Origin of the sequence: Luteibacter sp. (assembly GCF_051958795.1) — a bacterium.
Lineage (GTDB): Bacteria > Pseudomonadota > Gammaproteobacteria > Xanthomonadales > Rhodanobacteraceae > Luteibacter.
Map to the genome: position 1 here is coordinate 1 of NZ_JBQCFT010000270.1, position 18670 is coordinate 18670.

An 18670-nucleotide genomic window follows, 5' to 3' on the forward strand; every position below is an offset into this window, starting at 1 on the left:
CGCGCTTGCGCGCGATCGGCTTGCCGCGAGCACCCATCGCGCGCAAGCGCGCTCCCACAATGTCGTTACTCCAATCGGCTTTTCGCATGACTGAACGCCCCCGCCCGAATGCGCTTGCCTGGCTCTGGCTCACGCTGGGCCTGATCGTGGCCGACCAGCTCACCAAGTGGTGGGCCCTGGTCGCGTTGCAGCCTGCGGAGACCCCGCACCCGGTGATCCCCGGGTTCCTGTACTGGACGCTGACGTTCAATACCGGTGCGGCGTTCAGCTTCCTGGCCAACAGCGCCGGCTGGCAGCGCTGGTTCTTTGCCTTGCTCGCCGTGACCATCAGCGCCGTCCTGGCGACCTGGCTGGCCCGCACCCCGCGCCGCGACTGGCGTACCGCGGCACCGCTGGCGATGATTATCGCCGGAGCACTCGGCAATCTCATCGATCGGCTGTACGCCGCGAAAGTCACGGATTTCATTTCCGTGTACTTCGGCAGCTACCCGTTCCCGGTGTTCAACGTGGCGGACTGCGCGATCTCCGTGGGCGCCGCCGGCCTGATCGTGTTCAGCCTGTTCCAGCCCAACCCCAAAAAGGCCTGAAGCCGCCCATAAGTCTGTGCGAGCGCGCTTGCGCGCGATACCCGGCATGGACCGCGGACACCCCCATCCCGTGCGATAATCCCCGGCATGGATATCATCCTCGCCAACCCCCGCGGCTTCTGTGCCGGCGTCGATCGCGCCATTGCCATCGTGGAGCGCGCGCTCGAATCGTACGGTGCGCCGATCTACGTCCGCCACGAAGTGGTACACAACCGCTACGTGGTCGAGCGCCTGCGCGCCGATGGCGCCGTGTTCGTCGAAGAGCTCGACGAGGTGCCGGATAACTCCACGGTGATCTTCAGCGCGCATGGCGTGCCCAAGGCCGTGCGCGAGGAGGCCGACCGTCGCGGACTGCGCGTGTTCGACGCTACCTGCCCGCTGGTCACCAAGGTGCACATGGAAGTCGCCCGCCTGGGCCGCGCCGGCCACGACGTGATCCTGATTGGCCACGCCGGCCACCCGGAAGTCGAAGGCACGATGGGGCAGTGGAACCGGGCCAATCCGGGCAATATCTACCTGGTCGAATCGGTCGAAGACGTCGCCGAGCTGGTGCCGGTACAGCCGGACAAGCTGGCCTTCGTCACCCAGACCACGCTTTCCGTGGATGACACCATCGCGATCATCAACGCCCTGCGCGCGAAGTTCGCTTCGATCGAAGGCCCGCGCAAGGACGATATCTGCTACGCCACGCAGAACCGCCAGGACGCGGTGCGCCGTCTCGCCGACGCCGTGGACCTGGTGCTCGTGGTGGGTTCGATTAACAGCTCCAATTCGAACCGCCTGCGTGAGCTGGCGGAAAAGCAGGGCGTCCCGTCCTACCTGATCGATGGCGCGGAGCACATCGAGAAGGCCTGGATCGATGGCAAGGCCCGTATCGGCGTCACGGCGGGCGCTTCGGCCCCCGAGAAGCTGGTGAAGGAAGTCATCGCTCGCCTGCAGTCCTGGGGCGCTGGTGACGTGCGTGAGCTCGATGGCGAGGCCGAGAACATCACGTTTGCCCTGCCGAAGGAACTCCGCCTGGCCTCCTGAGGCCTTGCGCAGGGGGCTCGCGTCCCCTAGAATTCCGCGTCTCGCCGGAATAGCTCAGTTGGTAGAGCGCGTCATTCGTAATGATGAGGTCGTAGGTTCGATTCCTATTTCCGGCACCAAACACTTCCCCGATTGCCGTGGCGCGTTCGTGGAAGCAACGGAAAAACCCGCTGACGCGGGTTTTTTTTGCCTGTCAGATCTGCATGGACCATGTGGGAGCGCGCTTGCGCGCGATCCCGGTGCCTCAGTCAAGCGGCAGCACGCGCCTCCAATGCCAGGTAACGCAGCCCGATCGACAACGCCATGTCGTAGCCCGCCGCCGCATCGCCCGGCACGACCACGCTTACCAGTGACGGATGCCCCGGCGCGAGCGCGGAAGCATCCGCTTCCCTGCTGTCACGGTGGATCTCGATGTAAGGCACGGGCAGGGAGGAAAGGGCCTCTCGCACGCCAGCCACCTGGCTGGGCGGCACCCCGTTGGCATCCACGTCGAGCAGGACGAGCTCGGCATCGTTGCCGGCGCCCAGGCAACTGCCCAGTTCGGCAAAGTCCCTGCAAGGCCGCCAGCACAGGTCCACGCCAGCCGACTGCGCACGCTCCCACAGCCGGCACATGGCGGCGTCCGCCAGCGGGGTTGCCTGTGCATCGCCGCGGGGGCCCGTGATCACGAGGATCGACATCGTCGCAGTTCCCATGGAAAGGTGCGGCCAGTATCTTGGCGTCAGGCGTAAAAACGCTGCCCGGCTTGGGCGGTTTTCGGGTAATGCCTGCGTAAAGACATTCGCGAGGGATGCATGCAAGCGACACGAGATAAGGCGATCGATACGGCGCGCCTGCGCCTTGATCGGATGGAGCCGGGTGACGCACCCGTATTGTTTGCTTATCGGGGGGACGATGCCGTCGCCCGCTACCAGGGCTGGAAACCGGCCAGCCTGGCCGAGGCGGAGGCGTTCATCGCCGGGCAGGCCGACCTGGCGTTCCCCACGAAGGACGCTTGGTGTCAGCTCGCCGTCCGCGACCGGGCCACCGGTGAACTCGTGGGCGACCTTGGCGTGCATTTCCCGGCATCCACCAGCGACGCCATCGAGTTCGGCGTCTCGCTGCGTCCGGACAGGCAGGGCAGGGGCTATGCCCGCGAAGCCATGGCGGCCATGCTCGAGATGGCCTTCGGCGAATGGGGCTACCGCCGTTCGGTAGGCTCGGTCGACCCGCGCAACGTGGCCAGCATCGCACTGCTGCGGTCACTGGGTTTTCGCCAGGAGGCCCACCACGTGGAGAGCTATTTCTTCCGGGGCGAATGGGTGGACGACGTCATTTACGCCATGCTGGCGCGCGAATGGCGGCGGCCTGGCTGAACCGCTGCCGGTGTTTTGCCTGAAATGTGCAGGCTCCGGGCGCGCTGGAACACAGGGCATTCATCCGGGTGATCCCTACACTGGCTGCTACCGGTCGGACGGGCGGCGCCGGGTAACCCAACTCGAGTAAACGAACGCCATGGATCACCCAGTTCACCACTACAGGGGCTATGAAATCCTCTGCAGCCGCTCCGGCTACACCATCCTGCAAGGCGGCATCGAAGTGCTGAGCATGGGGACGGGCAATGCTGACACCCTACTCGCCGACTGCGAGTCCACCGACGACTTCCTGCCGCACGCCAGGCTGGCGATCGATAAAATGATCGGCGAAAGGGCCTGAGTTCAGGCGGCGCTGGCCAGACGGGCCAGGGCCGACGGGGTCGGAGGGGGCAGATGGGCGAGGGCGCCTGCCGGCAGGTAGCGCCAGTCGGCCAAGCGGCGGGGGAGCCGGGTGCCCGGTATGTTATCGCGAAGGTATTGCACGGCAGCTTCCGCCGACTCGAACCGACCCAGTTCTTCATCGGCGCGCAGGGTGCGCCAACGATGCCCATGCCTGACGATGCGGAAAAGGGCGTCGTGGGTAGCGTGTACGTACTGGGCTTGCACGGTCGGGGCACTCGAGCGGGATAGCGGCATCATCCGGTCGGCGGATGACCGTGCCGTGATACCGCGGTGACTCCCGCGTGGCGCGTTCAGGGAGCCGGCGTCGTCAGAACGCGGCTGAATGTGTCGTTCACTTCACCGCAGTACGTCTGGCGAAGTTCGGCCGTATCGCCGTTGTTAGTGGTGCTGGTCCGTGTATACAGCTGGCGCGAAGCCGCCTCACCCCGGATGAAATCCGCGGAGGTCGAGGTGCCCGGCACGAAGCGATCGAGTGCCTGGCGGAAAGCATCCACGCGTGAACCCGGGGTACCGCAGAGCAGGCTGGCGAATCCCGCGGCCCGGCCGGCTTCCTCGGCGGTTGTGTTCGGCAGTGCGTTGGCTGCGCTGGCAAGCCCCGGCAGGGCCAGGGTGGCGGCGACGATGGCAAGGCGAAGCTGGCGCATGGTTTTTCCCGGATGGAGTGAACGTTCGGTGGCTGGACGGCCGCCGCGCCATCCTAGCGTGTCGGGTGCCTCTATAGCCCTTCGCCGACCCACCGCTTATCGCGAGGATGGCGCCGTTCGTCGGCCGGCGCTGGATTGTGCGAAGCGTGCCGGTAGCCTACGGACAGGGAGAACCAGAGGGGAGCCCACGTGGCCACGATCCAATCCCGCCGCGCGTCGCGCGGCGTGTCGCTTATCGAAGTGCTCATGGCCGTCCTGGTCTTCAGCATCGGGCTGATCGGCCTTGCCGGCCTTCTGGTCGTGGCGACAAAGTCGAACCAGCAAGCCTTCACGCGCACCCAGCTGACCTTCCTGGCCAGCAGCATGGCCGATCGCATGCGCGCCAATCCCTACGGCCTGTGGTCGGGTAGCTATGACGCCACCTATCCCGTCACCGGCACCATGCCCAAATGCGATAACACGGCGGCGTGCAAGCCTTCCGACGTGGCGCTCCGCGATCAACTGCTGTGGAGCGCCCAGTTGCAAACGTTCCTGCCTGGCCTGGGCAAAACCACCATCGCCTGCGACACGTCGGGCGTCAGCTTCACGCCTTCCGCTGACCAGTTCTCAAAGCGGCCGCCGTACAGCGGTCTATGCACCATGACCGTGACCTGGGCAGAGCGCGGCTATGGCACATCCGACGATCGTTCTGATTCGTCGAACCTGCAGTCCTTCACCTGGGTCTTCGAGCCATGAGTATCCACGGCATTCGTCGTGCAGCCGCGCGCGGCGTCACCCTGATCGAACTGATGGTTGCCCTGGTGCTCGGCGTCATCGTGGCGGGCGGCATCGTGACGCTGTTCCTTTCCACCTCCAGCAGCAACCGCGTGCAGACGCAGCTAGCGCGCATGCAGGAAGACGGCCGGTTCGCCATCGGCAAGCTCAACGACGACCTGAGCATGGCCACGGGCATGTATTGCAACAACACCGGTGGCCTTGCATCACTGAAATCGGGAACAGGGCTGTATCTCGACGGCCTGCTTGCGCCGCGTGTCCAGGCCAAGAACCTGATTGACGCGCTGTACGAGAATACGACCAAGTGGGGCGCGACCTCGGGTACGAACACGTACCCCGCCGCCCCGACGGCCAGCTATCAGATGCCCTCGTTCATGTTCATGCGCGGGTACAACTGCACCGGCACCGCGGCGTGCGCACCGCTGCTGCCGACCACGTTCCTTGGCGGTTCCCTGGATACCGTGGGCACCAACGTCGGCAACCGCGTCAAGGGTACCGACGTGCTCACCGTTCGCTATCTCGACGCCTCGCGTGGCTGGCGGCTTGGTGGTAACAACGTAGCGGTCGCGAATACCGACGTGACGGGTACGTTGAAGGAGATCGACCTCAACCCGACGTCCAGCGAGCTCCCGGTCAGCGCATTCAAGGGCAACCTCGCCTTGATGGCCGACTGCGCCAGTGCGCAGGTATTCGCCGTGACCGGAGCCGGCACGGGCGTGCTGGTTCCGGACGCTTCCAATAACTTCGAGGCGCCGCTCGCGCAGCAGCCGCTGTCGGCACCGCGGCTGTTCGATTTCCAGAACGACATGCAGAACGTGACTTACTACGTGCAGGTGGTGAGTGACGATGGCACCAACGCGGGTGTCAAGACGGGCGCCCTCATGCGCCGGGTCAACGGCCCCGCGACCAACCAGCCCGACGAGGAATTGATCCGGGGCGTGGAGCGCCTGACGTTCCGTTACGGTATCGAGGATTCGACCGGCGGTGTCCGGTTCCTCACGGCCAACCAGGTTGATTCGCGTCTCGGCAATACGATCAGTTGCCCGCCGACCGCAAAGAGCCTCGGTATTACCGATGCTGGCTGCCTGTGGCGCGCGGTGAAGAGCATCGAGGTGTCGGTACTGGTTTCCAGCCAGGTCGTGATCGCCTCGACGACCACGCCAGAGACGGCGTTCCTCTATACGCCTGACCAGGCCGGCACTACGTTCGCGCCGGTGTATCCGACCGAGACCGACACCACGAAGCTTGCGATCCGGCCGGCTACCCAGGGCTTCGCCGAGCAGCGTCTCCGCCGCCAGTTCACCTCACTGGTGATGCTGCGTAACTACAACCCGTGAGGCAGGGCGTCATGACCACCAAGATTCGTATGAAACGTCCGTTCCTCGCGGGAAAGCATGGACAGCGGGGTGTCGTGCTTGTCGTGGCACTTATCTTCCTGCTGCTTATCACGATCCTCGCGGTATCGGCCTCGGGTACGTCGCTGCTGCAGCTTCGCCTTTCCGGTGGCTTGCGCAGCTCGCAGCTTGCCGATCTCGGTGCTGAATCCGCGCTGCGCGGAGCCGAGTGGCGGCTTTGGACTGCCAGCAGCCTCAATCCCATCGCGTGCACCACCAACGGTCCGGCTTGCTTCATCTACGACCCGGTCAACCCGAACGCGACGGTTGAGAGCTTTCGAAGCAAGCCGGGTTGGGTCGATGACAGCAGCGGCGATGACAGTGGCACCGGCGGTGGCACCAAGTACAAGTCAGGGGTGATGAAAACAGCCAGCACTGACGGCTCGTTCAAGCTGGCGCGCGACCCGCTGTACATCATCGAGGATATGGGCCTCGAGTTGCCGGCCGGGTCGGGCACGCAGCACGAATCCGGCCAGTCATCACCTGGCACTGGCAACACCAGTACGGACAGCCACATCTATCGCATCACGGCGCGCGCAGCAGGGGCAAACCCGAACACCGTTCGCGTGATCGAAACGACCTTCGCGGCCAAGGCCAATTGAGAGCTGCCCCATGAGTGCATCCCAACGTTCCCTCTCATTCCTGGTCGCCTTCGCGCTTGCCGCCACGGGTGGTTACACCGGCATGGCCGCCGCGAAGACCACGGACCTGTCGACCACACCCCCTGACCTGACGACGTCGGTGGCGCCGAACGTGGCGATCACGTTCGACGATTCGGGCTCGATGCAAAGCTACTACATGGGCGACAACCGCCCGTTCGACGGCGGCGGCTGGGATAGCAGCAAGCCGTGGATGTGCGCGGGCGTGATCGATCCGCGCGCAGCGGCTGGAACCAAGCTCGCCCAGGCGATGAACGGCGTGTACTACAACCCGAACATCAAGTACACGCCGCCGGTTTACGCGGACGGCACGTCGTTCCCGAACGCTGCCTCCAATGCTGATGGCTCGTTCAAAAGCCTGAACTACGTGTGGTTCAACGGTATCGACGTAAATCGCAAGGCGAACGCGGTAATACCGAATGCAACGGGTTCGACGCTGAGCAATCGCAACAGCCAGGGTGATGCATACGATAAGCGTGTCGATGACATGACAGGCGCCGATAAGGACACGCGCTGGGCATGCACCAGCGGCCAGAAGAATCCGTTCGATACAAAGACGGTGGACGCCGGCGATGGCAAAAGCAAACCCAATGGCGGCCCTTACTACTGGCGTCTGAAATCCACCGCATCGGCGGTCAATACCGACAAGTCGATGAATACGTCCGTATTGTACGACTCGAACAACTGGGAGCCGGTGGCTGTTCCCGCTGACCAGTACCAGAACTTCGCGAACTGGTTCGCGTATTACCGCACGCGCAACATGATGACGCGCACGACCCTGTCGCAGGCATTCTCGAAGATCGGTAACTCGATCCGCATTGCCTGGCAGAACATGGCGAACCAGCGGGATACCGGCGACTCACGCAACCTGGATACCCGCTTCGGTACGACGGCCGTCCTCATGGATATTGGTGCGTTCGATTCGTCCGTGCGCTCCGACTTCTACGACTGGATGTTCCAGGTGGTGGGCGGCAACAGCACGCCGGCGCGCGCCGCGACGATCCGTGCGAGCAACATCTTCCGGCAGAAGCTGACCAAGGATGCCAACGACCCGTACTGGAATGGCAAGACGGCAGCAGCGGATACAGCGGACCTGACTTGCCGCAAGAACTTCCACATGCTGGTGACCGATGGTTACTGGAACGAAGGTGATCCGGGCCTGCCGGGCGCCGGCGGCAGCGGCGCGGTGGCCATGAGCGGCAGCACAAATACCGCGACGGTATCGCAGACGCTGCCGGACGGGACGGCGTACAACCCGAGTGCGACGACCTCGGCGATCTATAGCAACGTCGCTGGCGGTGCGTACAACTCCTCGATGGCGAATATCGCATGGTTCTTCTGGGCGACTGATGCCCAGCCTGGCCTGACCGACGGCGTAAAGCCCTACTGGAAGGACCTGACCTCGGCAACGACGGTCGACCCCAAGAATCCGGGTGCCAACCCCGATGTCTACTGGAACCCATCCAACGACCCGGCAAAGTGGCAGCACATCTCACAGTTCTACGTGACCCTGGGCGTCGCCGGCACCCTTGCATACCCAGACGACTATGCGTCGCTCCTCGCTGGCACGAAGCAGTGGCCGCAGCCCTCGAACAACTCCGCACCGGCGGTTGACGATACCTGGCATGGCGCGATCAACAGCCGCGGCGGTTTCTTCAACGCATCCAACCCGGCGACGCTGGTCAACAGCCTGGTCAGCATCATCAACTCGGTGATCGCGACTTCGACCAGCGCGGTCTCGGCGTCGCTCAACACCGGCGTGATCGGGGATAACGCAGTCACTTACGTGCCGTCGTTCTCGTCAACCGACTGGTCGGGCACCCTGCAGGCGTACACGATCAACAGTGCTGGCGTGCAGGGCACGTTGCTTTGGGATGCGGGCAAGCAGCTGACTGAGCGTACGGATGCGCGCATGATCGCCACGTGGAACGGTACGACGGGCGTTGATTACCAGTACTCGAACCTCGGCGCGACCGAAGCGGCCATCATGAACACCTCCGATGGCACCGGTGCATCGGGCTCGGCGGATTCGCTGGGCCTGAACCGCGTGAACTGGGTCCGTGGATCGCGTACGGACGAAGGCAACCTGTTGCGTGCCCGCAGCACGCTACTTGGCGCCATCATCAACGCACAGCCGGTCTACACCAGCTACCCGTCCAGCGGTTATCGCGACTACTTCCCGCCCTCGGCCGATGGCACGAAGGCGCCGGAAACCGTCGCCTATACAGCGGATGCCACGAAATCCTATTCCCAGTACGTGTCGGACAACCTCAAGCGGGTCCCGACACTTTGGGTGGCCGCGAACGATGGCATGGTCCACGGCTTTGACGCCGCGCTGGCCGGCGCGCCTTCCGCCAACCCCGGTCGAGAGCGCTGGGCCTATGTGCCCGCTGCATCCGCGCGCAATCTTCAGGCCTTTTCGAAGAAAGAGAATTTTGCCTACGCGCCGACGGTCGACGCCACGCCGATCTATCGCGATGTGTATTTCTCGACAGGTTCGACGCAGGGCTGGCACACGATCCTGCTGGGCGGCCTGCGCCTTGGCGGTCGCGGTGTCTACGCCCTGGATATCACGAACCCGGCGGCGACCTCCTCGGCCGATGCGGCATCGAAGGTTTTGTGGGAGTTCAACAGCAGCACGCCGGGCAACGCCAACTCGGCGAAGGGTGGTGCGCGTCTGGGCTACACCTATGGCCAGCCTAACGTCGGGCGCCTCAGCAACGGCAAGTGGGTCGTGCTGGTCCCGGCCGGCTATTTCCCGCTGGATGCGCTGAATCCGGACAGCAAGGTGCCCGAGGCTTCCGCCGTGCGCACGTCGCTGTTTGTCCTGGATGCGCAGACCGGTGCGATCCTCAAGGAATTCCGTACGCCGAGTACCTACGGTGGTGCCACGATTTCGAGTTGGGGTCTCTCCACCCCTGTGCTGGGTGACTACAACAACGACCAGATCGACGACGTCGCTTTCGCTGGCGATCTTGCGGGCAACCTGTGGCGCTTTGACTTGCGTAACCTTTCCACGGGAACGGTCGACCTGGTGTACAAGCCGACCGACGATTCCCCCGCGGGCACCAAGGCGCTCACCAATGCAGACCAGCCGATCACGGTGATGCCGCGCCTGTTCCCGGACCCCACCTCGCAGTCGTTCATCGTGTTGTTCGGCACGGGCAAGTTCATTGGCTCCGACGACCGCACGACCACGGATGCGAAGACGCAATCGGTGTATGGCGTGCGCGATCCGGGCCCTGGCAAGACGACAGGGCTGCCGTGGACGCGCAGCAACCTGGTGCAGCAGGTGATGGTCGAGGATTCAGCGGGTAACCGCGGGCTTACGTCGAATGCGGTACCGACGCCGACGCTGGTTGGCGGGTGGTACTTTGACCTCAATATCTCCGGCGTGCTCGGCGAGCGGGTGGTCGTGACCCCAACGGCGCTCTTCAATACCAACCGCGCGATCATTACCACACTGATCCCGACAACCGCGGACCCTTGCAACCCGGGCCGCGTGGGCGCGCTGCTCGTGATCGATGCCACAACCGGTGGCGCGGGTGCGGGTGTGAGCGGTACCGGCTCGTTTGGTTCCACGTCCTATTCGATCACCGGCTACCGCATTACCAACGCACCGTCGAATGGCACACTGCCTGTGGCAACTTCGGCCGGCGGGGCGTCGGGAGTTATTCCGGGCATCGGGCGAGGCACAAGTGGCAGTACATCGGGCGCAGGCCTCGACATGCTGATCTGGCGCCGCCGTTCCTGGAGGATCCTCAATGACCACTAATTCCCGAAGCTCTCGTGGTTTCACGCTCCTTGAGCTGATGATCGTCGTCGTGGTGATGGCGATCCTGGCGAGCATCGCTATCACCCAGTACTCGCGCTATGCGTACCGGGCGCGGCGTGCCGATGCGAAGGAGTTGCTCCTGCGCGTGGCGAATGCGCAGGAGCGTTACTACTCCACGTTCAATACCTACGCCGCCGATCCGGTCACGGGGGCCCTCAAGCTCGGGAGCGCGAATTCCGAGCGCGGGTATTACACGGTCACGATTACGGGCGACAACCTGACCAAGGCGTTCACCGCCACGGCGAACGTCGTCGCCGGCGGTGCCCAGGCAAAGGATGTGTGCGGCGCGCTGAGTATCGATTCGAGTGGCGTCAAACTTCCTGCTGCCAGTGACGCGACGAAGAACTCGAACGGGCTTTGCTGGTAATGGCACGAGGAATTCCCATGCGCATGCAATCGCGGATCAAGGGCCTGTCGCTCGTTGAACTGATGGTGACGATTCTCGTGATGGCCATGCTCATGGCGTACGCCGTGCCGCGCTTTCGCGATGTGCTGGCCCGGGGTAGCGTGGCCAGTACGACAAACAGCTTCACGGCTGATGTTCAGTTCGCACGTGGCCAGGCGGCATCGCAGCACCGGTTCGTGTCGATCTGCCGCAGCACGACCGGCACGACCTGCGCGGAAGTCACCAGCGGCGCATTCGATTACGACATGGGCTGGATGGTCTATTCGTACGATGTCACGACCGATGGCCCCAACCAGCCCTATTCGACGACGAAGGGCAATATGGACATCCTGCGTTACACGCCGCGGGTAAGGGGGGTCTCCCTTCGCTCCTCGGATGGCAAGCTGTTCACCTTCGACCAGACGGGCCAGTTCGTGACGAGTACGGGTCGCACCCAGCTGTCGTTCGTTGCCTGCGCCCGCACCCCGCAGGAACTGGACACCGACCATCTGGGCGTGAACGTCAGTGGCATGCAGGGCTCGCTGGTCACCCTTCGACCGACGGGGTCCATGACGGTGGTTCCGCTGCCGCTGACCTCATCCTGCCTCCTCTGAGCCCCGTTGACGGCCGGGGAGGGACCCCGTAAAATGCGCGGCTCGATGGGCGGTTAGCTCAGCGGTAGAGCACTGCCTTCACACGGCAGGTGTCACAAGTTCGATCCTTGTACCGCCCACCATCGAATCCTTGAAAACCCGGCCTCGCGCCGGGTTTTTTTTTCCCGCCGTTCCCTAAGCCCCGGGGAAGGCGCCAGCCCTTAGAATCGCCGGACGCACGCCCCAGGACATCGCCATGCACGAAGCCCTCACCGAGCTCCACCTGATCACCCTTACCCCGTGGAAGATCATCGGCCTTATCGGCACCTTGCTCTTCACCGCGCGCTGGTTCGTCCAGTTCTACGCCACGAAGAAGAACAAGAAGGTCACGGTACCCATGTCGTTCTGGTACCTGTCCGTCAGCGGCAGTGTCCTGACCCTGGCCTATTTCATCTGGGGCAAGAACGATTCCGTCGGCATCATCCAGACCGCCTTCCCGATGCTCGTGTCCTTCTACAACGTGTTCGCGCACCTGAAGAACAAGGACAACCAGGAAACGGTGAAGCCGGGCGGCCCGGAAGAAACCTGACCGCAGCCCGCGTAGGAGCCCACCCTGTGGGCGACGCCTTTCGCGAAAGCGCCGCAAGAATTACGAACGTCATCGCGAAAGATGTCGCCCACAGGGTGGGCTCCTACAGGCGAGGCACTCAATCCGGGTCGTAGTCCAGGTTGGTGGCCAGCCAGCGTTCGGCTTCCTGGCGGTCCCAGCCCTTGCGCTTCGCGTAGTCGTCGACCTGCTCGCGGGTGAGGCGGCCGACCACGAAGTACTGGCTGTCCGGGTGTGAGAAGTACCAGCCAGAGACGGCGGCCGTGGGGTACATGGCCATGCCTTCGGTGAGTTCGACGGTGGTGTGCTTCGTCGCATCGAGCAGCGCGAAAAGAGTGCGCTTCTCGGTATGCTCGGGGCAGGCCGGATAACCGGGGGCAGGGCGGATGCCCCGGTACGATTCGTTGATCAGTGCTTCGTTATCCAGCGCCTCATCCGGCTCGTAACCCCAGAATTCCTTACGCACACGCTCGTGCATGCGCTCGGCAAAGGCTTCGGCCAGTCGATCCGCCAATGCCTTCAGCAGGATCGCCGAATAATCATCGTAGGCGGCTTCGAACCGCGCCACATGGGCGTCGATGCCGATGCCGGCAGTGACCGCGAAGCCGCCGACCCAATCCTGCACGCCGCTGGTTTTGGGCGCGACGAAATCCGCAAGGCAGAAGTCGGGCCGTTCGACCGGCTTGTCCACCTGTTGGCGCAGCTGGTGCAGCACGGCCATGGGCTTACGCTTTTCGCCGGTGCCAGGCTCGGCGTAGACCTCGATATCGTCACCCGCCTGGGCCGCCGGCCAGAAGCCGATCACGCCCTTGGCCGTGAGCCATTTCTCAGCGATGACCTTGTCCAGCATCGCCTGCGCATCGTTGAACAGGTCGGTCGCTTGCGTTCCCACGACTTCGTCAGAAAGGATGGCCGGGAACTTGCCCGCCAGTTCCCACGCGTTGAAGAACGGTGACCAGTCGATGTATTGGCGCAACTCGGCAAGATCGTAGTCATCGAACACGGTGATGCCGGGCGTCTTCGGCACGGGCGGCGCATAGGCGCTCCAGTCACACGTGAAGCGTTGCGCACGGGCCTTGTCCAGCGCCACCAGGGTCTTGCCGGTGCCGCGGCCGCGGTGGCGCTCGCGCACCTCCGCGTACTCCGAACGCACCTTCGCCATGAACTCGTCCACCAGGTCCTTGCTGACCAGTGATTGGGCCACGCCTACGGCACGCGAGGCATCCTTCACCCAGACGGTGGGCGACTTGTAATGGGGCTCGATGCGCAGGGCGGTATGCGCGCGCGAGGTGGTGGCACCGCCGATGAGCAGCGGCACGTGGAAGTCCTGGCGCTGCATCTCGCGAGCCACCTGGCTCATTTCTTCGAGCGACGGCGTGATCAGGCCGGAAAGGCCAATGATGTCGGCGTTTTCGGCCCGCGCGGTGTCCAGGATCTTCTGCGTGGGCACCATCACGCCAAGGTCGATGACCTCGAAGTTGTTGCACTGGAGCACCACGCCGACGATGTTCTTGCCGATGTCGTGGACGTCACCCTTCACCGTCGCCAGCACGATCTTGCCGTTGCTGCGCACCGCTTCTCCGGAGAGCTTCTTCTCTTCCTCGATGAAGGGGATGAGATGGGCCACGGCCTTCTTCATTACCCGGGCTGACTTCACCACCTGCGGGAGGAACATCTTGCCCGCGCCGAACAGGTCGCCAACGACATTCATGCCGGCCATGAGTGGGCCTTCGATGACATCGAGTGGCCGGGTCGCCTGCTGGCGGGCCTCCTCGGTGTCCTCGACCACGTACTGGTCGATGCCGTGGACGAGCGCGTGGCTCAGGCGCTCCTGCACGCCTTTCTCGCGCCATGCGGCGGATTCCACCACCACCGCACCCTTGCCACCCTTGTACTTGTCCGCGACATCGAGCAGGCGCTCGGTACCATCGGGGCGGCGGTTCAGCACGACGTCTTCGACGCGCTCGCGCAGTTCCTCAGGCAGGTCGTCATAGATCGACAGGCCGCCGGCATTCACGATGCCCATGTCCATGCCCGCCGCGATGGCGTGGTACAGGAACACGGAGTGGATCGCCTCACGCACCGGGTTGTTGCCGCGGAACGAGAACGAGACGTTGGAGACGCCTCCGGAGATATGCGACGACGGGAAGCGCTTCTTCAGCTCGCGGGTCGCTTCGATGAAGTCGACGGCGTAGTTGTTGTGTTCCTCGATGCCGGTGGCGATGGCAAAGATGTTCGGGTCGAAGATGATGTCTTCCGGCGGGAAGCCGAGTTCGCCCGTGAGCAGTTCATACGCGCGCGAGCAGATCTCGACCTTTCGCTCTTTCGTATCGGCCTGGCCCGCCTCGTCGAAGGCCATGACGACCACGGCGGCGCCGTATTGGCGGACCTTGCGCGCGTGCTCGAGGAACAGCGCCTCGCCTTCCTTCATCGAGATGGAATTGACGATGCCCTTGCCCTGCATGCAGCGCAGCCCGGCCTCGATCACGCTCCACTTCGAGGAGTCGACCATGATGGGCACGCGGGCGATATCCGGCTCGGAGGAGATCAGGTTCACGAAGCGCGTCATCGCCGCCTCGGAATCGATGAGGCCTTCGTCCATGTTGATGTCGATGATCTGGGCGCCGTTCTCCACCTGCTGGCGGGCGACATCCACGGCCTCTTCGTAGCGGCCTTCCTTGATCAGCTTGCGGAACTGCGCCGAGCCGGTGACGTTGGTGCGTTCACCGACATTGATGAAGTTGAGGTCCGGCGTGAGGACCAGCGGCTCGAGGCCGGAGAGGCGGGTGTAGCGAATGCTCATGCGGCTTCGACGATGCTCTTGGGGGCGCGCGGGGCGTAGGGCGCGACGGCGGCCGCGATGGCCGCGATATGCGCCGGCGTGGTGCCACAACAGCCACCCACGATGTTGATCAGGCCATCCGCGGCGAAGCTGCGAATGGTTGCCGCCATGCTCTCGGGGCTTTCGTCGTACTCACCGAAGGCGTTGGGCAGGCCTGCGTTCGGGTGGGTGCTGACCGCCGCGTTAGCGATGCGGGCGAGCATGCCCACGTGCGGGCGCAGGTCCTCGGCGCCCAGCGCGCAGTTCAGGCCGACCGACAACGGCTGGATGTGTTCCACCGAGTAGAAGAACGCTTCCGCCGTCTGCCCGGACAAGGTACGGCCCGAGCGATCGGTGATGGTGCCGGAGATCATGACGGGGACACGGGCGCCGAGCTCGTCGAACAGCTCGGAGAGCGCGAACAGTGCTGCCTTGGCGTTGAGCGTAGCGAAAATGGTTTCCACCATGATCGTGTCGGCACCGCCTTCGATCAGTGCGCGCGCAGCTTCAACGTAGTTCGCCTTGAGCTCCTCGAACGTCACGTTGCGGAAGCCGGGGTCGTTCACGTCGGGCGAGATCGATGCGGTGCGGCTGGTCGGGCCGATGACGCCGATGACGAAGCGCGGTTTTTCCGGTGTCTTCAGCGTCATCGCGTCGCATACCTCGCGCGCGAGGCGGGCGCCTTCGCGGTTGAGTTCCGGCACGAGGTGTTCCAGGTGGTAGTCGGCCTGGCTCACCCGCGTCGCGTTGAACGTGTTGGTCTCCACGAAGTCGGCGCCGGCGTCGAGGTAGGCCTGGTGCACGCCCTGGATGATGTGCGGCTGCGTCAGCAGGAGCAGGTCGTTGTTGCCCTTCAGGTCGCACTCGCCCGGGTGGTCGTGGCCGTGGTCGTGCGTGCTGTCGTGGCCGCCGGCGAAGCGTTCGCCACGGTAGCCGTGCTCGTCCAGCTTATGGTTCTGCAGCATGGTGCCCATGCCGCCATCGAGGATCATGATGCGTTCGGCGAGGCCCTTCTGGATCAGGGCGACGCGCTCGGGGTGGAGCCAGGGAAGGCTGCTCATGGGTGCTCTCCTCAGGCCTTGCGTGCGAGCAGGCTGATGACTTCGAAATGGGGGGCGCGGCGCTCGCGGCTCAGGCGGTCGCAGCTGACCACGTCCAGCCCGGCGTCGCGTGCCATGGCAGTGAGGCCGTCGCGGCTGAAGCCGAGGTTGCGGTGGTCGAACGGCTCGACGACGGCGCGGTGGTCGTGTTCGCCCAGGGTCACGGCCAGCACGCGGCCGCCGGGCTTGAGCACGCCGGCAACCTGGCGGAAGACATCACCCGGGCGCTCGGCGTAGGTCAGGGCGTGCATCATCAGCACGAGGTCGAAACGGCGCTCGCCCAGGTCGAGCTGCTGCATGTCGCCCTGCCGCACTTCGACATTGGCGAAGTGGGCCAGGCGCTGCCGGGCGGCTTCGACCACCCGCTCGGAACTGTCCACGCAAAGGATGGAGTGGGCATGCGGTGCGAGCAGTTCGGCGGTGACGCCATCGCCCGAGGCGATATCGAGCACGTCGCCGGTCTCCAGCAGCTGCAGGAGGGAGCGCGCCAGGGTTTCCCACGTGCGTCCGGGGGAATAGTGGCGCTCCATGTCGCCGGCGACGGTGTCCGCCCATCCCTCGGTGCTCGCCCGCTGGGCCAGTACGGCCGGGAGGCGCTCGGCATCTTCGCGGAGCAGGGCGTCACTCAGGGTGTCGCGGAGCGTGCCGACGAGGGCGACCAGGGTGGGGTCGGCTTCGCTGTTGGCCCGGTAATAGGCAGACACCCCGGCGCGGCGATCGCGCACCAGCTCGGCCTCCTTGAGTTTCGCAAGATGGGTTGAGACGCGGGGCTGCGCGAGGTGCAGGACGGCAGCCAGCTCGGCCACGGTCAGTTCTTCGCGATCGAGCAGCGCCAGCAGGCGCACCCGGGTGGGATCGGCGAGCAGCCGCAACACCGTCGAGGCCGTCGTCAGATCCATCCCACATCCTTTCATCGCGATACAGAGATACTAAGGATGGGGCCGAACGGGCCCAACGTCAAGTTGGCATGTTGCGGTGCAGGGCGGGAAAACCTCGAACGACCGTTAGAATGGGTGGATCGCTTTCCCCAAAGACTAACCGAGCCGCCTGTCGGCCCGAGGTATGACCCATGGATTTCCGCTACACCGACGACCAGCTGTCGATCCAGTCCATCGCCCGTGATTTCGCCCAGAAGCGTATCGCCCCGGTGGCCGCCGAGTTCGACGCCAAGGGTGAATTCCCGCTCGAGAACATCCAGGAAATGGGCCAGATGGGCCTGATGGGCATCGAGGTGCCGGAAGAGTACGGCGGCGCCGGCATGGATCCGGTCGCCTACGTGCTGGCCATGGTCGAGATCGCCGCGGCGGATGTTGCTACCTCCACCATCATGTCGGTGAACAACTCGCTCTTCTGCAACGGCATCCTGAAGAACGGCACCGAAGAGCAGAAGCAGAAGTACGTGCGCGCCATCGCCTCGGGCGAAGCCATCGGTGCCTACGCGCTCACCGAGCCGCAGTCCGGCTCCGATGCGTCGAACATGCACACCCGCGCGGTGAAGAACGCCGACGGTGATTGGGTCATCAACGGCAAGAAGAGCTGGATCACCTCCGGCCCGGTGGCGCGTTACATCGTGCTGTTCGCCGTGACCACGCCGGGGATCGGTGCCAAGGGCGTCTCCGCGTTCATCATCGATACCAAGCGCCCGGGCTTCCTGGCCGGCAAGACCGAGCCGAAGCTCGGCATCCGCGCCTCGGCCACCTGCGAAATCGAGTTCCACGACTACGTCTGCCCGGCGGAAGACCTGCTCGGCGCGGAAGGCAAGGGCTTCGGTATCGCCATGGGCGTGCTCGACGCCGGCCGTATCGGCATTGCTTCGCAGGCCGTGGGCGTTGCCCGCGCGGCGTACGAAGCCACGCTGCAGTGGTCGCGCGACCGCAAGGCGTTCGGTACGCCGATCGGCACGTTCCAGATGACGCAGTCCAAGATTGCCGACATGAAGTGCAAGCTGGATTCGGCCCTGCTGCTGACCTTGCGCGCCGCGTGGACCAAGGGCCAGGTCGAGAAGACCGGCGGCCGCTTCGGTACCGAGGCCTCGATGGCCAAGCTCGTCGCCTCCGAAGCCGCTATGTGGATCACCCATCAGGCCGTGCAGATCCACGGCGGCATGGGCTACTCGAAGGAAATGCCGCTCGAGCGCTACTTCCGCGATGCGAAGATCACGGAAATCTATGAGGGCACGAGCGAGATCCAGCGCATGGTGATCGCGCGTGCGGAGACGGGGCTGCGCTGAGCGAACCGTTATAGCAATACACAAAGACCCCGGCCACGTGCCGGGGTTTTTGATTCAGGGGATCGACATCTGTATGCAGTAGACGCTCGTTACTTGAGCGAACGCATTACCTTCCCCGATGCATCCAGCATATCGACGCTCGGTGTACCGTCGTTGCTCACGCCGAGGGTTAGCCTGGGCCGGCCTTGCGGATCGCTGAGGATGAGCGACACCTTGCCGTCGCGCGTTCGACCTAGCCATGCTCGCTGTGCAATC

At 64.3% G+C, this 18670-nt stretch carries 17 protein-coding genes and 2 tRNA genes; 14 read left to right on the plus strand and 5 right to left on the minus strand.

Translation table 11 applies throughout. From position 1 onward, the window contains the following. Positions 1-86: 86 nt before the first annotated feature. The 3 genes from lspA to ACTHLF_RS14250 all read left to right on the plus strand — a co-directional run bounded on the left by lspA (position 87) and on the right by ACTHLF_RS14250 (position 1735). On the plus strand, positions 87-587 hold the full coding sequence (gene lspA, locus ACTHLF_RS14240; RefSeq protein WP_440328004.1) for a signal peptidase II: 501 nt from the start codon (positions 87-89) through the stop codon (positions 585-587). An 87-nt stretch (positions 588-674) separates the two neighbouring features. Further along, positions 675-1616: a 4-hydroxy-3-methylbut-2-enyl diphosphate reductase gene (gene ispH / locus ACTHLF_RS14245; protein ID WP_440328005.1), complete on the plus strand. Its 942-nt coding sequence runs from the start codon at positions 675-677 to the stop codon at positions 1614-1616. A gap of 43 nt (positions 1617-1659) precedes the next feature. Continuing rightward, positions 1660-1735: transfer RNA gene (locus ACTHLF_RS14250), tRNA-Thr, on the plus strand. Between the two features lie 129 nt (positions 1736-1864). Here ACTHLF_RS14250 and ACTHLF_RS14255 read toward each other — a convergent pair. After that, positions 1865-2296, minus strand: a complete 432-nt coding sequence (locus ACTHLF_RS14255; protein WP_440328006.1) for a hypothetical protein — start codon at positions 2294-2296, stop codon at positions 1865-1867. A 114-nt stretch (positions 2297-2410) separates the two neighbouring features. Here ACTHLF_RS14255 and ACTHLF_RS14260 point away from each other — a divergent pair, with 114 nt between their 5' ends. Continuing rightward, on the plus strand, positions 2411-2971 hold the full coding sequence (locus ACTHLF_RS14260) for a GNAT family N-acetyltransferase (RefSeq protein WP_440328007.1): 561 nt from the start codon (positions 2411-2413) through the stop codon (positions 2969-2971). A gap of 139 nt (positions 2972-3110) precedes the next feature. Continuing rightward, positions 3111-3311 (plus strand): hypothetical protein, encoded by a 201-nt coding sequence (locus tag ACTHLF_RS14265; RefSeq protein ID WP_440328008.1) that lies wholly within the window; start codon positions 3111-3113, stop codon positions 3309-3311. A 352-nt stretch (positions 3312-3663) separates the two neighbouring features. On the opposite strand, the gene ACTHLF_RS14270 is transcribed toward ACTHLF_RS14265, so the two are convergent. Continuing rightward, the gene (locus ACTHLF_RS14270; RefSeq protein WP_440328009.1) at positions 3664-4017 is read right to left on the minus strand and encodes a hypothetical protein; all 354 of its coding nucleotides are present in this window, start codon (positions 4015-4017) and stop codon (positions 3664-3666) included. A gap of 189 nt (positions 4018-4206) precedes the next feature. Here ACTHLF_RS14270 and pilV point away from each other — a divergent pair, with 189 nt between their 5' ends. The 8 genes from pilV (at position 4207) to ACTHLF_RS14310 (ending at position 12246) form a co-directional block, all read left to right on the plus strand. Beyond that, positions 4207-4752, plus strand: a complete 546-nt coding sequence (pilV, locus tag ACTHLF_RS14275; protein WP_440328010.1) for a type IV pilus modification protein PilV — start codon at positions 4207-4209, stop codon at positions 4750-4752. After that, complete coding sequence (locus tag ACTHLF_RS14280) at positions 4749-6128, plus strand: PilW family protein (RefSeq protein WP_440328011.1); 1380 nt, start codon at positions 4749-4751, stop codon at positions 6126-6128. Before pilV ends, ACTHLF_RS14280 begins: the two co-directional genes overlap by 4 nt. Positions 6129-6139: 11 nt before the next feature. Beyond that, positions 6140-6787, plus strand: a complete 648-nt coding sequence (locus ACTHLF_RS14285) for a pilus assembly PilX family protein (RefSeq protein WP_440328012.1) — start codon at positions 6140-6142, stop codon at positions 6785-6787. Between the two features lie 10 nt (positions 6788-6797). After that, entirely contained in the window at positions 6798-10619 is a 3822-nt protein-coding gene (locus ACTHLF_RS14290; RefSeq protein WP_440328013.1) for a pilus assembly protein, read from the plus strand. After that, on the plus strand, positions 10609-11046 hold the full coding sequence (locus ACTHLF_RS14295) for a type IV pilin protein (RefSeq protein WP_440328014.1): 438 nt from the start codon (positions 10609-10611) through the stop codon (positions 11044-11046). The genes ACTHLF_RS14290 and ACTHLF_RS14295 overlap by 11 nt, the downstream gene beginning before the upstream one ends. Positions 11047-11063: 17 nt before the next feature. Then, entirely contained in the window at positions 11064-11678 is a 615-nt protein-coding gene (locus tag ACTHLF_RS14300; RefSeq protein ID WP_440328015.1) for a GspH/FimT family pseudopilin, read from the plus strand. A 47-nt stretch (positions 11679-11725) separates the two neighbouring features. Continuing rightward, a tRNA-Val gene (locus ACTHLF_RS14305) sits at positions 11726-11800 on the plus strand. A gap of 113 nt (positions 11801-11913) precedes the next feature. After that, positions 11914-12246, plus strand: coding sequence for a lipid-A-disaccharide synthase N-terminal domain-containing protein (locus ACTHLF_RS14310; protein ID WP_440328016.1), 333 nt, complete (start codon positions 11914-11916; stop codon positions 12244-12246). 118 nt (positions 12247-12364) lie between these two features. Here ACTHLF_RS14310 and metH read toward each other — a convergent pair whose 3' ends face one another. The 3 genes from metH to ACTHLF_RS14325 are packed head-to-tail and all read right to left on the minus strand — an operon-like array spanning position 12365 to position 17084. Then, positions 12365-15067 (minus strand): methionine synthase, encoded by a 2703-nt coding sequence (gene metH / locus ACTHLF_RS14315; RefSeq protein WP_440328017.1) that lies wholly within the window; start codon positions 15065-15067, stop codon positions 12365-12367. Beyond that, a complete protein-coding gene (locus tag ACTHLF_RS14320; RefSeq protein ID WP_440328018.1) occupies positions 15064-16146 on the minus strand; it encodes a homocysteine S-methyltransferase family protein in 1083 nt (360 codons plus the stop codon). The genes metH and ACTHLF_RS14320 overlap by 4 nt, the downstream gene beginning before the upstream one ends. Positions 16147-16157: 11 nt before the next feature. Continuing rightward, entirely contained in the window at positions 16158-17084 is a 927-nt protein-coding gene (locus ACTHLF_RS14325; RefSeq protein WP_440328019.1) for a metalloregulator ArsR/SmtB family transcription factor, read from the minus strand. A 170-nt stretch (positions 17085-17254) separates the two neighbouring features. On the opposite strand from ACTHLF_RS14325, the gene ACTHLF_RS14330 reads away from it, so the two are divergent. Beyond that, positions 17255-18415: an acyl-CoA dehydrogenase family protein gene (locus ACTHLF_RS14330; protein WP_440328020.1), complete on the plus strand. Its 1161-nt coding sequence runs from the start codon at positions 17255-17257 to the stop codon at positions 18413-18415. Positions 18416-18670: the final 255 nt, after the last annotated feature.

Bases quoted from the DNA above. Each gene is read 5' to 3' on its own strand.
- ACTHLF_RS14260 (WP_440328007.1), top strand. From the start codon at position 2,411: ATGCAAGCGACACGAGATAAGGCGATCGATACGGCGCGCCTGCGCCTT.
- ACTHLF_RS14255 (WP_440328006.1), bottom strand. From the start codon at position 2,296: ATGTCGATCCTCGTGATCACGGGCCCCCGCGGCGATGCACAGGCAACC.
- ACTHLF_RS14320 (WP_440328018.1), bottom strand. From the start codon at position 16,146: ATGAGCAGCCTTCCCTGGCTCCACCCCGAGCGCGTCGCCCTGATCCAG.
- ACTHLF_RS14300 (WP_440328015.1), top strand. From the start codon at position 11,064: ATGCGCATGCAATCGCGGATCAAGGGCCTGTCGCTCGTTGAACTGATG.
- ACTHLF_RS14310 (WP_440328016.1), top strand. From the start codon at position 11,914: ATGCACGAAGCCCTCACCGAGCTCCACCTGATCACCCTTACCCCGTGG.
- ACTHLF_RS14330 (WP_440328020.1), top strand. From the start codon at position 17,255: ATGGATTTCCGCTACACCGACGACCAGCTGTCGATCCAGTCCATCGCC.
- ACTHLF_RS14295 (WP_440328014.1), top strand. From the start codon at position 10,609: ATGACCACTAATTCCCGAAGCTCTCGTGGTTTCACGCTCCTTGAGCTG.
- ACTHLF_RS14290 (WP_440328013.1), top strand. From the start codon at position 6,798: ATGAGTGCATCCCAACGTTCCCTCTCATTCCTGGTCGCCTTCGCGCTT.
- ACTHLF_RS14270 (WP_440328009.1), bottom strand. From the start codon at position 4,017: ATGCGCCAGCTTCGCCTTGCCATCGTCGCCGCCACCCTGGCCCTGCCG.
- ACTHLF_RS14285 (WP_440328012.1), top strand. From the start codon at position 6,140: ATGACCACCAAGATTCGTATGAAACGTCCGTTCCTCGCGGGAAAGCAT.
- ispH (WP_440328005.1), top strand. From the start codon at position 675: ATGGATATCATCCTCGCCAACCCCCGCGGCTTCTGTGCCGGCGTCGAT.
- metH (WP_440328017.1), bottom strand. From the start codon at position 15,067: ATGAGCATTCGCTACACCCGCCTCTCCGGCCTCGAGCCGCTGGTCCTC.
- ACTHLF_RS14325 (WP_440328019.1), bottom strand. From the start codon at position 17,084: ATGGATCTGACGACGGCCTCGACGGTGTTGCGGCTGCTCGCCGATCCC.
- ACTHLF_RS14280 (WP_440328011.1), top strand. From the start codon at position 4,749: ATGAGTATCCACGGCATTCGTCGTGCAGCCGCGCGCGGCGTCACCCTG.
- ACTHLF_RS14265 (WP_440328008.1), top strand. From the start codon at position 3,111: ATGGATCACCCAGTTCACCACTACAGGGGCTATGAAATCCTCTGCAGC.
- lspA (WP_440328004.1), top strand. From the start codon at position 87: ATGACTGAACGCCCCCGCCCGAATGCGCTTGCCTGGCTCTGGCTCACG.